Origin of the sequence: Shinella sp. HY16, from assembly GCF_028534175.1 — a bacterium.
Taxonomy (GTDB): Bacteria; Pseudomonadota; Alphaproteobacteria; order Rhizobiales; family Rhizobiaceae; genus Shinella.
This window is the reverse complement of record NZ_JAHYXL010000001.1, coordinates 713819-727623: the sequence shown is the minus strand read 5'-3', so window position 1 is coordinate 727623 and position 13805 is coordinate 713819. Positions and strand designations below refer to the sequence as shown.

Below are 13805 nucleotides of genomic sequence, written 5' to 3'. Positions count from 1 at the left end.
AAAACGCTGTCAGCAGCATGGGCCTATAGACATCCCGAGACAAGGGAGGGCGTTATGCGCGACGACCAAAACACCTGGCTGGGCACGGTCCTGATCGTCGGATCAGCGATGGCCTACAGCCTGTCGGGCTACTTTACCCGGCTGATCACATTCGACGTCTGGACGATCCTGTTCTGGCGTGGCCTTTTCGGTGGGCTCTTCATCGCCGCCTTCCTCGCCTGGCGCCATCGGCACGAGGGGTGGGCCGCCATCCGCGCCATGGGCCTGCCCGGCCTGTGGGTGACGATGCTCTCCACCCTTGCGACGATCTGCTTCATCAATGCCCTGCGCTTCGCGCCGGTCGCCGATGTCATGACGATCCATGCGGCGATCCCGTTCATGACCGCCATTCTCGCCCTGCTTGCCACCGGCGAGCGGGAGGACTGGACGACATGGGGCGCCAGCATCGTCGCGCTCATCGGCGTGGTCATCATCGTCGATCCGGGCGCCTCCGGCGGCCATCGCCTGGGTTATGTCTTCGCAACGGTGATGGCCCTCGCCTATGCGGCGATGATGGTGATCATCCGCCAGAACCGGCATGTCTCCATGCTGCCGGCCGCCGCGCTCTCGGCGTTTCTCTGCGCGGCCATCGCCCTACCCTTCTCCCGGCCGTTGCAGGTTCCCCTGGCGGACATGCCGGATCTCGTGCTCTTCGGCGCCGTACAGTTCGGCCTTGGCCTTTTGCTGATGACAATCGGAACGCGGTTGATCTCGGCCACCCGCTCGGCCCTCATCGGCAGCATGGAAAATCCGCTCGCCCCGCTCTGGGTGTGGCTTGCCTTCGGGGAACGCCCGCTGCCGGCGACCTTCATCGGCGGCGGGCTGGTCATGGGGGCGGTGGTGCTGGATGTGCTGGCGAAGTCGCGGCGCCAGAGACGCGCCGTCATAGCGGCGCAATGATATCCGCCGGGGTCTTCAGGCAAAGAAAAAGGCCGGATCGCTCCGGCCTTTTTTGAAATTGGTCGTCCGGCAACCTCAGTTGAGGCGGGTCTTGACTTCGCTGATGGCGTTGTCGAAGAGCGCCTTGCCGGTCGTGGCATCAGCCTTGGCAGCGATCACCTTTTCGGCGGCGGCGACGGCGAGGTCGACGGCGGCGGCGCGCACGGCATTGATCGCGTCGGCTTCGGCCTGGCGGATCTTCTGCTCGGACAGCGTCGTGCGACGGGCGACGTATTCCTCGGTCTTCTGCTTGGCGTCGGCCGTCAGGGCGCTTGCCTCGCGTTCAGCGGCGGCAACGATGCTTGCGGCTTCCGCCTCGGCATCCTTGCGCTTGCGCTGGTATTCGGCGAGCAGGTGCTGGGCCTCCTCGCGAAGACGCTTGGCTTCCGCCAGCTCGTTCTGGATCTTCTCGGCGCGGGCGTCGAGACCCTTTGCCATCATGCCGGGAACCTTGAGGTAGGCGATGAGGGCAAGGAACAGAAGGAGGCCGACAAAGGCATAAAATGTTGCGTCGAATGCCATGATGTCCTCCTTATTCGCCCGCTGACGTCTTCACGGCGGAAGCGATCTCGGCTTTGGTGGCCTTGGCACCGAGCACCTGCTCGACGAGGGCTGCCGTGGTGTCCTCGGCGATCGAGCCGACATCGGCGAGGGCCTTGGCCTTGATCTCGGCGATACGGGTCTCGGCACCGGCAATCTTTTCCTGCAGCGAGGCTTCGATCTTGGCGCGCTCGGCGTCGGCCTTGGCCTTGGCTTCTTCGCGGGCGGTCGAGGCGATCGCATTGCCCTTGGTGCGGGCGCTGGCAAGGTCCTGCTCGTAGGAAGCAATCGCGGCGTCGGCTTCCGCCTTCAGGCGCGAGGCCTCGTCTAGATCCTGCGCGATACGGTCATGACGCGTCTCGAGGATCGAGCCGATGCGCGGAATGACGACCTTCGACATGAGAAGGTAGAACAGACCAAAGGTAATCGCCAGCCACAGGAGCTGCGATGCGAACGTGGTCTGGTCGAAAGGCGGGAAAACGCCGGAACCGGCTTCTTCACCATGGGCAACACCCGTTTCGGTGTTGACTTCGCCTGCCGGCTGAGCCGCATGCGCATCCGCAGGGGTCTCATGCGACGTCGCAGGGGTTTCCACCTGGGCGATTTCGAAAGGGGCGGACTCGGCCGATGCCGGGGTCACGGACATGCTCACCTCCAGGGGGCACTCTCAGATCTTGTACGGAACGTACGATGGACCACGGCCCGAAGGCCATGGTCCAGTCCTCGGCCGATATCAGACGGCGAAGAGGAGGAGGAGAGCGATGAGCAGCGAGAAGATGCCCAGAGCTTCCGTAACGGCGAAGCCGAATACGAGACGGCCGAACTGGCTGTCAGCAGCAGACGGATTGCGAAGAGCGCCGGCCAGGTAGTTGCCGAAGATGTTGCCGAGGCCGAGAGCCGTGCCGGCGAGACCGAACGTGGCAAGACCTGCGCCGATGAACTTTGCTGCTTCCGCTTCCATGTTGAACTCCTTGAATGGGTTGTTGCGGCTTATGAGCGACGCCCGAAGGCGCCGACGACTGTTTCCTTAGTGACCACCCGGATGCACGGCATCGTTGAGGTACATGCATGTCAGAACTGCGAAGACGTAGGCCTGCAGGAACGACACGAGGAATTCGAGACCGGTCAGGGCGACGGTCATGAGAAGAGGCAGGATCGCACCGGCGACACCGACGGCGCCGAGCGCGCCGAGCGAGGTGACGAAGCCGGCGAAGACCTTCAGCGTGATGTGACCCGCCAGCATGTTGGCGAAGAGACGGATCGAGAGGCTGATCGGACGCGAGAGGAACGAGATGACCTCGATCGAGACGACCAGCGGCAGCAGCGCGCCGGGAACGCCCGACGGCACGAAGAGCTTCAGGAAGCCGAAGCCATGCTTGTAAAAGCCGTAAACCACCACGGTGCCGATGACCAGGATGGCAAGGGCGAAGGTGACGATGATCTGGCTGGTGACCGTGAAGAAGTAGGGAACCATGCCGAGCAGGTTCGCCGTCAGCACGAACATGAAAAGCGAGAAGACCAGCGGGAAGAACTTCATCCCGTGGCTGCCCGCCCCTTCGCGGAGCATCGAGGCGATGAACTCGTAGGACATTTCCGAGACGGACTGCATGCGGCTCGGAACGAGGCCGCGCTGACCGGTCGTGAAATAGAGGAAGCCCACAGCGGCCGCGACGGTAGCGACCATGAACAGCGAAGCGTTGGTGAACGAGAAATCGATACCGCCGATTTCGATCGGAACAATCTTGTTGACCAGGAACTGATGGGTCGGATCGTTTGCCACCGTGTATCTCTCTCGCTTGCCCGCCTTGCGGCGGAAGTCACCCGTGAATGGGACAACGCCGTCAGGCGCCGTCCTTCGTGTCTTTCTTGTCCCGTCCGCTGCCGGCCTTGCCGGGCTCTCGCCCCGCCAGCCTGTCGACCGGATGGGGCGCTGCCACCATGCCAGCCGCGCGCATGACGTTCAGAACGCCGGCACAGAAACCGAGGAGCAGGAGTACGATCATCCCCCACGGCCCTGTACCCGCAAAATGGTCCAAAAGATAGCCCAGAAGCGCCCCGACGATAACGGCAGCGACGAACTCGCTCGAGAGCTTCATGGCCACCGCATAGCCCTTGCGGCTCTCCGATGCCCGTGCCTCGGCGGCTGCTTCCGCCCCGTCATCCTTGCGCCGTTCCGCGAGTTCCGCGTCCAGGCGCTTCAGCCGGTCTTCCAGACTTGTCTTTTGATCGTCGGCCATGGCGCGTTCCTCATACCCTTCCGCGGGGCTTTCGCCCCATTGCGGACATATTGCAGGCTAGGATTCAAGCCATATCCGACCCCTTTCGAAGTCGGCCGCAACATAGTTTTAGGTGCCAGTATAGTCAAGGCATGGCGAAGCTTTGCGCAACAGCAAATATTTTGAGGAAAATCAATAGATTAGCCGGAATCGCACATCAGGTGTGACCGATCGCCCCGGGAATCGCGAAGGCTGTGGCACGGACTCACCACACGCCGCCCTCAGCTCCAGCCGCCGCCATAGGTGCGGTAGAAGATGTGCTTGCCGATCTTGGCCACCCGCTTCATCGTGCGGCCCCACGGCGGCTTCACATAGGTCGCGTGGTAGTGGGTGGAAGAGCCCACGTCATCAAACCAGATCTTTCCCGCGGTGACCGCCATGGCGATCTCCTTGGCGGTCTTCCAGTGCCAGGGCGAGAGGATCAGGTCGGGAATGCGGTCGCAGGCGAAGGAGAACTGGCAGCGGTTGCGCCAGTTTTCGTTCTGGTAGACGACGCCGCAGATCGTGTTCGGATAGGCAGGATTGCGCACGCGGTTGAGGATGACCTGCGCGACGGCGGCCTGGCCCTTCAGCTCCTCGCCGCGCGCCTCGAAATAGATGCCCTCGGCCAGGCATTTCTGCTCCTTGGCGGTGAAGACTTCCGCCGGCAGCGGGGTGGCGGCCCAGGCGTGGTCGTCCGGCGAGATATCGGGCACGAAGCGGCCAAGCTCCTTCTTCGGCTTGAGAATCGAATCGAAGGGCGATTCCCGGGCATAATCCGGCTCGACGCGGGCATAGGCAGTCGCGAGAACGTCGGCCTTGTCGTTGGTGACGAGGCTCGCGATCATCGGCGAGACACCGGGATCCTTGCGCACGGGCTCCTTTTTATAGAAGGCGGTGGCGATCTCGATTTCCTTGCCCTTGATCCTGGGCTTGTCGAACGCCATGCGCTGGCCGCTGTCAAAGGCCGGGGACAACAGGAAACTGGTGCGCTCGAGGATGGAGCCGGCGGCGAACCCCTTCGGCGGCAGGACAGGCAGGACGGCGATGATGCGGCCCTTCTTGTCGCGGCGGTTGACGCGATCCTCGTCGGGAATGCCGCCCGCACCCTTGTGCTCGCTGCGCAGCGCCGCCGTCACGCCGCCCGGAAGCTCGACGCCGGCACCGCTTTCGACACCGCCCGTCGTCATGGCGTCGGCAAAGTCGATCTCGATCTCATGGACGGAACCGGCGGGCGAACGGGTGAGCACCATGGTCTGGTTGCCGCCCTTGCGGTTGAGGCCGGCGAGATAGGTGGCAAGGTCCGTATGGGCGATGGGCGTCGGAAAGGTGGCGACGAGGCCGAGGCCGACGGCCAGGGGAATTTTCCATTCCCGCTTCAGATAGGCGAGGAAACGGCCTGCCCCTGCATGACGAATGCTACGCTTACGCAACTTTTTACTCCGCACGCATGCGCAGGCGCGCCGCCCCTGTCTGTGGCGTGTCTCCTGCCCGAAACTGACTGTATGGGAGCCCTGCCGCACCGAAGCACGGGCCCGAAGCGGCTCGTTGTCAGGGTAAAATGAAGCATTAACCTTGATGGTTGGTTAATGCTGATAAACGGCTTTCGGGGAGGCACCCGCCTCCCCTTCACGTTTTCGTCAGATCACCACATGCGAGCCGAGCTCGACCACGCGGTTGGTCGGCAGGCGGAAGTAGTCGGAAGGGTCGGTGGCGATGTTGGCGAGCGCGATGAAGAGCCTGTCTTGCCACATGGGCATGCCCGATTCGGCATCGGGCACCAGCTTGCGGCGGCCGAGATAGAACGAGGTCGACATGATGTCGAACTTGTGCCCTGCCTTGCGCATCAGGCCGAGGGCGTGGGAAACGTTCTGCGTTTCCATGAAGCCGAAATGCATCTCTATGCGCGAAAAGCGCTCGGAGACCTTCTCGACCGAGAATCGCTCTGCCGGAATGACGCGCGGCGTGTTGGCGGTCTTGATCGTCAGGATGAAGTTGCGCTCGTGCAGGACATGGTTGTGCTTGATGTTGTGCAGGAGCGCGGCAGGGGCGAAATCCGGATCGCTGGTGAGGAAGATCGCCGTGCCGGTGACCTGCACCGGGGCATGCGCGCTCTGCTTTTCCACCGACTTGACGAAGGCCGGCAGCGGCACCTCGATGCGCCGGGTCTTTTCGCGCAGGATCTTCGTGCCGCGTGTCCAGGTCCACATCAGGACGACGACGACGCCGGCGATCATGACCGGCACATAACCGCCGTCATGCACCTTGAGCAGGTTGGCGCCGAGGAAGGTGAGTTCGAGCAGGAAGAGCGGCAACAGCACGGTGGCGGTGGCCAGCAGCGACCAGCGCCAGCGCTTGCGCAGGAACTCGAAGGCGAGCACGGTCGTCACCACCATCGCGCCGGTGACGGAAATGCCATAGGCGGTCGCCAGCGCTTCGGAGGAGCCGAAGATGAAGACCAGCATCATGACGCCGAAGAGCAGCACCGTATTGACGCCCGGCAGGTAGATCTGGCCGGTCTGGGTTTCCGATGTGTGGAAGATCTCCATGCGCGGCAGGAAGCCGAGATGGATCGCCTGGCGCGTCAGCGAGAAGGCGCCCGTTATGACAGCCTGGCTGGCGATGATCGTCGCGAAGGTCGCAAGGACGACGACCGGCAGCAGCGCCCATTTCGGGAACATCAGGAAGAACGGATTGGCGATCGTCTCGGGATGGGCGAGCACCAGAGCGCCCTGGCCGAGATAATTCAGCGTCAGCGCGGGGAAGACCAGACAGAACCAGGCCCACTGGATCGGCCGGCGGCCGAAATGGCCGAGATCGGCATAAAGCGCTTCCGCGCCCGTCACCGTCAGGAAGACCGCGCCCAGAACGACGAGGCCGACATAGCCTTCGTTGTACATGAACAGCACGGCGTAATACGGGTTGAAGGCGGCAAGGATGCCGAGGTCGTCGCTGATATGGTTGATGCCGCCTACGCCCATGACGATGAACCAGAGGGCGGTGATGGGACCGAAGAACTTCGACACCGCCGCCGTGCCCCAGGACTGTACGGCAAAGAGCAGGACGAGGATGACGACGGAGATCGGAACCACATAGTCGCCGAGCGTCGGCGTCACCAGCTTCAGGCCCTCGACGGCCGACAGGACGGACAGCGCCGGCGTGATCATCGCATCGCCGATGAAGAGCGCAGCACCGGCAGCGCCCATGAAGAAGAGCACGGTGGCATGGCCACCCGCCGTCTTGGTGAGCAGCGCCAGCAGGGAGAGCGTGCCGCCCTCGCCATGGTTGTCGGCGCGCAGCAGGAAGAGCACGTATTTCAATGTGACGATGATCGTCAGCGTCCAGATCATCAGCGAGATGAGGCCGACGACCTCCTCGCGCACGAGACCGTCATCGGCGACCGGACGCAGCGCCTCGCGAAAGGCGTAGAGCGGGCTGGTGCCGATGTCGCCATAGACGACACCGACGGAACCAAGGGCGAGGAGAAACAGCGTGCGCGCCCTGCTGCGGGAATGCGGAGCGCTAGCGGCATGTGCTTGCATGGGACGATCAGGCCTAGAGCCAGCCTTTCCAGCGGAAGAAGAAGAAGGGAACGATTGCCGACAGGACCATGGCCGCCAGCGTCAGCGGATAGGCGGCAGCGATGCGCAGTTCCGGCATGAACTCGAAATTCATGCCGTAGATGGAAGCGATCAGCGTCGGCGGCAGCAGCACCACGGAAGCGATCGAGAAGATCTTGATGATGGCGTTCTGCTCGAGGCTGATGAGGCCGAGCGAAGCATCGAGCAGGAAGGTGATGTTGCCGGCGACGAAGTTGGCGTGCTCGGACAGCGACTGCACGTCCCGCGTCACGGTGCGGCAGAGTTCCAGGCTGTCGCGATCGGACTGCAGCCCCGGCAGGCCGTGCAGGAAGGTCAGGACGCGCGAGAGCGACATCAGGCTGTCGCGCGTCTTGGCGACGAGGCGATGGAGCGCGGAGACCTGCACGACACGGTCTTCCAGATAACGCGGCGGGCGGCGGCTGAGATGCCGCTTGTCGCCGAACACTTCGAGCGAGAGCTTGTCGGCACGCGCAACCGCGGTTTCCAGAATTTCGGCGGTGCGGTCAGCGACGGTCTCGAGCAGCCGCGTGATCATCACCGTCGGCGAGCTGCAGCCGCCCGGAATGCGGTGCATGGCGCTCTTGAACAGGGAGAACGAGCGCGGCTCGGCATAGCGCACCGTCAGCAGCCGGTCGGGCATGAGGATGAAGGCGACGTCGGTGAGGTGCGGCAGATTGCTTTCCGCCTTCACCATCAGCGAGGCGGTCATGTAGGCCGCGCTGCCGTCCGTGTAGAGACGGCTCGACGGCTCGATGTCCTTCAGCTCGTCGCGGGTCGGCACCTCGATCGACAGGATCCGCTCGATCAGCGCCTCCTCGTCGCGGCTGGGTTCGAGCAGGTCGACCCAGACGGCGCCGGCAAGCGCTTCGGCGACCTCAGAATCGGTTGCTACCGGCAGAGTGCGCGCCTCGCCGTTGGGACGGAAAACCGTGATCACCGGCGAGTGGCTCCGGGAAGGACCATCGCTCACACTCCTGATTGGACGCCACCTTTCAGCGGTCGGCCGCGCATATTGCGCGGCGCAACATAAAAAGCAAGGCCGTCCCCGGCAACCTCCCGGGACGCGAAAGGTTCGGTTATTCGAAGACGATGGACGGCGCGCCGCGGGCGCCCTTGCCTTCGATTGCCTGCAACTCCTGCCAGACCCGGGTGGCGATGGCGCGATAGGTCTTGGCGGCCGCGCCCTCCGGATTGGAGACGACGACGGGCGTTCCGGCATCCGACGTCTCGCGGATGTCCATGGTCAGCGGCACCTCGCCGAGGAAGGGCACGCCGATGCGCTCTGCCTCCTTGCGTGCACCGCCGTGGCCGAAGATGTCGTAGCGGTTGCCCGTATCCGGCGCGATGAAATAGCTCATGTTCTCGACGAGACCGAGCACCGGCACCTCGACCTTGTTGAACATGTTGAGGCCCTTGCGCGCATCGATGAGGGCGAGGTCCTGCGGCGTGGAGACGATGACGGCACCGGCAAGCGGCACCTGCTGGGCCATGGTGAGCTGCGCATCCCCCGTGCCCGGCGGCATGTCGACGACGAGCACGTCGAGATCGCCCCAGGCGACCTCGCGCAGCATCTGCATCAGCGCCGACTGGATCATCGGGCCGCGCCAGATCATCGCCACCTCCTCGTCGACGAGGAAGCCCATGGACATGACCTTGATGCCGTAATTCTCCATCGGCTTGATGGTGCGGCCTTCGAGCTGCTGCGGTCGGCCGGAGATCTTCAGGAGCCGCGGCATGGAGGGGCCGTAGATATCGGCATCGAGGATGCCGACGCGAAGGCCGTTCGCCTTCAGCGCCAAAGCGAGGTTGACGGAGGTGGTGGACTTGCCGACACCGCCCTTGCCCGAGGCGACCGCGATGATGGTGCCGACGCCGGGAATGCCCGATTTCGCGCGCTGCTGCGGCTGGCCGGATGCGGCATGGGCATGGCCGGCATGGCTGTGGGCATCGCCGCGGCCCGGCGGCGTGGGCGCGCGCGCGGCGGCGGGGCCGGAAGCGGCGCGCTTGTCCGCCGTCAGCGCCACCATGGCGGCCTTTATGCCGGGGATTTCTTTCACGACGCGCTCGGCGGCGGCACGCATCGGGTCGAGCTCGCGGGCGCGTTCGGCCGGCACGGTGATGGAGAAATAGGCCTTGCCATCGGAGATGAAAACATCGGAGACGAGGCCGAGGTCGACGATGTTGCCGTCCATGTCGGGGCCGCGCACCGTGCGCAGCCGTTCCAGCACCTGTTCCTTGCTTACGTCAGTCATGAAACCCTCGATCGACCCGTCGCGGCATCAGGCCGCGGCCCTCTTCCCCGTAGATAGTGCACGGGAAGGCGCGCGCCAAACGTTTTCGCCCGCGACCGAAAGCCTCGGCGCCCCTTCAGGCGATCAGCCCGCGGCGGATGGCCTTGACCACAGCCTGGGTGCGGTTGACCGCTTCCAGCTTGCGGGTGACCTGGTTGAGGTAATGGTTCACCGTGTGCTCGGAAAGGCCGAGGATTTCGGCAATCTCCAGGCTGGTCTTGCCCGCCGCCGTCCAGCTGAGGCACTGGATCTCGCGTTCGGTGAGGACGACCTGACCGGATTTCCAGGCTGCGCCGATCTCTGCCAGACGGTTGAAGAGGTGGATGGAGATCATCTGCAGCATCAGCCGCTCGTCGCGGCCGAGCGCCGGGTTCTCGCCGCCCCAGACGATGGCGCCGCGATTGCCGAGCGCATCGTGCACCGGGAAAAAATGGCCGACCAGCATGCCGTGGCCGGTCATGACGTCGAGCAGTTCGGTAAAGTCCAGCGACTCGGAGGCGTCGCCGATCCATTCCCGCATGTCATAGGAAAACGGCACCGTGGTGAGCCGCAGCTTGCGGATGCCGGCGCTGTGGCGAACCATGCGCAGGGCATCGTATTTCGCCAGGATTTCCTGCGGCCAGTTGCTGACGATGGAGTAAGCCGACAGCTTTTCCGCTTCGAAACCCGGCAGGTTGAAGACAATGAAAAATTTGAGCCCGTATTCTTCGCACTTGCGCCGCATATAGCGCACGATGTCGAACTGCGTTTCGAGAGCGGCGATCTCGCTGCCTTCGTCCCGTAGCTGGTTGTCGGTGCTGCTCGTTTCGTCAGCCGTCATGGTTCCCCGCATGTGTGGACGGCCCGTGGAATGCAAGACTTTTGTATCGATGGATCGGTCAGGTTCAGTCATGTGTCCGGCCTTCTATCGTGGCATTGTAGCCACTGGCCCTGATGAAGTCCGCGGATGGAGAGCCAATCAATTTGTCGAGCTCAAGGCTCTGGGGGAACCTAGGCTTTGCTCCATCCCCGGTCCAACCGGTTCGCCATCATTACTCAGTCCTTCATTCCTCCGGTCGACGATTGCCGAGCCGGATTCCTTCAAACGGCTGCGTGCCGGTAAGTCTCCTCTCTTCTCAGAAGAGCCCACGCGACGCGGGCGGTCTTGTTTGCGATCGCTACCGACACCATGCGTGCCGGTTTGCGCTGCAAGAGCTTCGCGATCCACGGGAATGATGGAGCATCAATGCGCGCTCGTCGTATGACGGCAGTGGCGCCGACTACCAGCAATCGTCGGATTGTCCGATCGCCCTGCTTGCTGATCCGCCCTAGCCTCTGCTTTCCGCCACTACTATTTTGTCGCGGCGTTAAGCCAAGCCAAGCCGCGAACTGTCGCGCTGATTTGAATTCCTCGGCATTTCCAACCGAAGCCGCGATTGCTGCCGCGGTGAGAAAGCCGACGCCTGGGATGGTCATCAGCCTCCGAGCGGCAGCTTGGTCCCGGCACCACTGCATTATGGTGCGATCAAGCTCGGCGATCTTATTGCTCAGCTCTTCTAGCTGCATCTGAATGTGCTTGAAGGGTTGCCACGACGGTTCAGGAAGATGGTCTTTCGCGACGTGTAAGGCTTCGAGGGCAGCTTTCAGCCCGAACTTTCCTTGGGGCGTGATAATGCCGAATTCGGCCAAATGGCCTCGGAGTGCGTTGATCAGAGCTGTTCTCTGCCGCACGAAAAGATCTCGAGTTTTGTGCTGCATAAGAAGAGCCTGACGCTCGCAATTTTTCACCGGTACGAAACGCATGGTTGGACGGGTGACTGCCTCGCAAATCGCTTCGGCATCTGCTGCATCGTTTTTCCCGCGCTTCACATACGGCTTTACATATACCGGAGGCATAAGCTTCACATCGAAGCCCAAGGCACCGAGTTCCCTCGCCCAGTAATGTGAAGTCGAACAAGCTTCCATGCCGACGAGGCAGGGTGGCAACTGCTCGAAGAAATGCAGGAGCTGATTTCGGCGGAGCTGCCGCCGGACAATAACATTGCCGACGTCATCGATAGCATGAACTTGAAACACGTTCTTGGCCAGATCCAGGCCGACGACAGTGATCTTCTCGAAAGTCATGACACGGTTCCTTCTCTGAGTTGCGCAGAATGATCTTAGCATCTCGCGCGACGGGTTCGGAGGGCCGTCCACATCATCAATTTTATTCTTAGCCTTGGGCATTTGGAGCGGAACCGCGCGCATTCCAGAAAGTCGCAAGGTTTTTTTATACATCAGTTCAAAAGCCCAGCGCGAATCGCCTTGGCGACCGCCTGGACACGGTTGACGGCATCAAGCTTGCGCGTCGCCCGGTTGAGATAATGATTGACCGTATATTCCGAAAGGCCGAGGATTTCAGACATTTCCACGCTCGTCTTGCCGGCGGAGGCCCAGGACAGGCACTCGATCTCGCGGCGTGAGAGCGAGACGTTCTGCCGGCGGCCGGCCCGCAGTTCGACAACCTCGGTGAAAATGAGGTTCGCGACGGCGTTGAGCTCCGCCATTTCCCGCGGATTGAGCGCTTCGCGCGTGCCGCCGAAGGCAAGCGCTCCGCGCAGACCGGCCGAATTGTGGGCCGGGAAGTAAGCCCCGCGCGACAGGCCGTGCCGTTCGAAAAGGCCGGCCGCGATCGCCGCCTTGCCGTCGGGCCGGCGATGGTTCGTGCGGTCGGCGTCGTAGGTGAAGGGATTGGTGCTCTGGCGCAGGCGCTCGATGACGGGGCTGCCGAAGATCAGACCGGCATGGTCGTATGTCTTGAGCATTTCGTCCGGCCAGGACGTCAGCAGCACATTCGAAGAGAAGTCGGTCGAGGTTTCCGACGGCACGTTGATCAGGAGATAGCCGCGAAGGCCGTAGTGCTTGGCAAGGCCATCCAGTGTTTCGGCCACGTCCGCCTGCGAGCCCAACGCCGCAGGCCCCGGGTCCCAGCGGTGCCGGAACTGTGCAGATGCCGTATGAAATCGATCGGCCATATCCATCTTCCTTCAGCACGCACGCGCCCGTGCGGCAAGAAACTGCCGTCACAATGCACTGCTTGCCTCAGGAACCCCCGTATCCCAATGCAAGTATGTTCGATGAACCGCGCCTCAAGTTCGCGGTGAGCGACGCAACTCGTGAGCTGGTCGTGACGGAAGCTAATGATGCCCCTACTCCGCGTCCAGCGCGATTTTCTAATTTACCGTAAAATGGTGCCAGAAGACAACCATGCCATCATCCGCGGACTTTCTTTCTCGACTTACCGTTGCGGACCGAGACGAGCGGTCAATTCCGCCATGATGGCGCCGGCCGCATGACGCACGCGCGGCGCCCAGTCGTCAAGCTGCGCCTCGCCGACGCGGTAGGCCGGCCCCGTTACGGAAACACCGGCGACGAGCGCACGGCCGGCATCGAAAACCGGGGCAGCGACGCAGCGAATGCCGGGCTCGTGCTCTTCCCGGTCGAAAGCGATTCCGCTTGAACGAATCGTTGCCAGTTCGTCGACAAGCGCCGTCCGGCTGGTAATCGTCTGCGGCGTGAAGCGACGGAATTCCAGCTGCGACAGGAGGGCGTCGAGCGCTTGGGCATCGAGTGCGGCGAGCGCCGCCTTGCCGACACCGGTACAATAGACCGGCGAGGCGTTGCCGATCTGCGAGTTCATGCGCACGGCCTGCCGGCTCTCGACCTTGTCGAGATAGATGATTTCCCGGCCGCGCAGGACGCCGAGATGCACGGTCTCGCCGGTCTCCCGGTGCAGCGCCTCGAGGAAGGGCGCGGCGACGGCGCGGAACTCGTTGCGTGCCCAGCTGGCGGATGCGAGCTTGAGGAGCCGCAGGCCCGGCACATAGGCATGATCGGGGCGCAACTCCAGCAACCCCTCCTGCACGAGATGGGTGAGCTGGCGATGCAGCGTGCCGCGCGGCTGACCGCTGACCGCGAGCACATCGGTGAAACGCATGGGGCGCTCGGCGAGCGCCACCGTCTCCAGCACCGCCATCGCCTTGCCGAGCGTGCCGGTGCTTCCCTCCTCGTCCCGTTCGTTCGTCATTGTCGCAGCCCCCGGCCATCCCTTGACAGGCCGGCATCGTAGCGGAATAATTCCGAATAATCAAACTCAGTTCCAAATAATGGAATTTATGGGA

14 protein-coding genes are annotated in these 13805 nt (G+C 63.0%); 1 reads left to right on the top strand and 13 read right to left on the bottom strand.

Translation table 11 applies throughout. From position 1 onward, the window contains the following. Positions 1-54 precede the first annotated feature (54 nt). Entirely contained in the window at positions 55-939 is an 885-nt protein-coding gene (locus tag K0P03_RS03545; protein WP_272788904.1) for a DMT family transporter, read from the top strand. Between the two features lie 75 nt (positions 940-1014). Here K0P03_RS03545 and K0P03_RS03540 read toward each other — a convergent pair whose 3' ends face one another. The 13 genes from K0P03_RS03540 to K0P03_RS03480 all read right to left on the bottom strand — a co-directional run bounded on the left by K0P03_RS03540 (position 1015) and on the right by K0P03_RS03480 (position 13711). Then, the gene (locus K0P03_RS03540) at positions 1015-1500 is read right to left on the bottom strand and encodes a F0F1 ATP synthase subunit B (protein ID WP_023517407.1); all 486 of its coding nucleotides are present in this window, start codon (positions 1498-1500) and stop codon (positions 1015-1017) included. 10 nt (positions 1501-1510) lie between these two features. Beyond that, a complete protein-coding gene (locus tag K0P03_RS03535) occupies positions 1511-2164 on the bottom strand; it encodes a F0F1 ATP synthase subunit B (protein WP_272815998.1) in 654 nt (217 codons plus the stop codon). An 87-nt stretch (positions 2165-2251) separates the two neighbouring features. Continuing rightward, the gene (locus tag K0P03_RS03530; protein ID WP_024270186.1) at positions 2252-2479 is read right to left on the bottom strand and encodes a F0F1 ATP synthase subunit C; all 228 of its coding nucleotides are present in this window, start codon (positions 2477-2479) and stop codon (positions 2252-2254) included. A gap of 66 nt (positions 2480-2545) precedes the next feature. Continuing rightward, positions 2546-3298, bottom strand: a complete 753-nt coding sequence (locus tag K0P03_RS03525; protein ID WP_024270187.1) for a F0F1 ATP synthase subunit A — start codon at positions 3296-3298, stop codon at positions 2546-2548. Between the two features lie 61 nt (positions 3299-3359). Next, positions 3360-3755 carry an AtpZ/AtpI family protein gene (locus K0P03_RS03520; RefSeq protein ID WP_272788902.1) on the bottom strand — a complete coding sequence of 132 codons (396 nt, stop codon included), beginning with the start codon at positions 3753-3755 and terminating at the stop codon, positions 3360-3362. A gap of 260 nt (positions 3756-4015) precedes the next feature. Then, positions 4016-5191 (bottom strand): cell wall hydrolase, encoded by a 1176-nt coding sequence (locus K0P03_RS03515; protein WP_051758602.1) that lies wholly within the window; start codon positions 5189-5191, stop codon positions 4016-4018. A 222-nt stretch (positions 5192-5413) separates the two neighbouring features. Continuing rightward, the gene (locus K0P03_RS03510) at positions 5414-7315 is read right to left on the bottom strand and encodes a potassium transporter Kup (RefSeq protein ID WP_050743417.1); all 1902 of its coding nucleotides are present in this window, start codon (positions 7313-7315) and stop codon (positions 5414-5416) included. A gap of 13 nt (positions 7316-7328) precedes the next feature. Further along, on the bottom strand, positions 7329-8312 hold the full coding sequence (locus tag K0P03_RS03505; RefSeq protein WP_023512464.1) for a magnesium transporter CorA family protein: 984 nt from the start codon (positions 8310-8312) through the stop codon (positions 7329-7331). A 139-nt stretch (positions 8313-8451) separates the two neighbouring features. Further along, positions 8452-9627, bottom strand: a complete 1176-nt coding sequence (locus K0P03_RS03500) for an Mrp/NBP35 family ATP-binding protein (RefSeq protein ID WP_130518659.1) — start codon at positions 9625-9627, stop codon at positions 8452-8454. A gap of 115 nt (positions 9628-9742) precedes the next feature. After that, a complete protein-coding gene (locus K0P03_RS03495) occupies positions 9743-10486 on the bottom strand; it encodes a helix-turn-helix transcriptional regulator (RefSeq protein WP_023512466.1) in 744 nt (247 codons plus the stop codon). Between the two features lie 260 nt (positions 10487-10746). After that, positions 10747-11769 carry an IS110 family transposase gene (locus K0P03_RS03490; RefSeq protein WP_272788901.1) on the bottom strand — a complete coding sequence of 341 codons (1023 nt, stop codon included), beginning with the start codon at positions 11767-11769 and terminating at the stop codon, positions 10747-10749. A 152-nt stretch (positions 11770-11921) separates the two neighbouring features. Further along, positions 11922-12659: a helix-turn-helix transcriptional regulator gene (locus K0P03_RS03485; protein WP_023512467.1), complete on the bottom strand. Its 738-nt coding sequence runs from the start codon at positions 12657-12659 to the stop codon at positions 11922-11924. Between the two features lie 263 nt (positions 12660-12922). Continuing rightward, complete coding sequence (locus tag K0P03_RS03480) at positions 12923-13711, bottom strand: IclR family transcriptional regulator (RefSeq protein WP_023513470.1); 789 nt, start codon at positions 13709-13711, stop codon at positions 12923-12925. Positions 13712-13805: the final 94 nt, after the last annotated feature.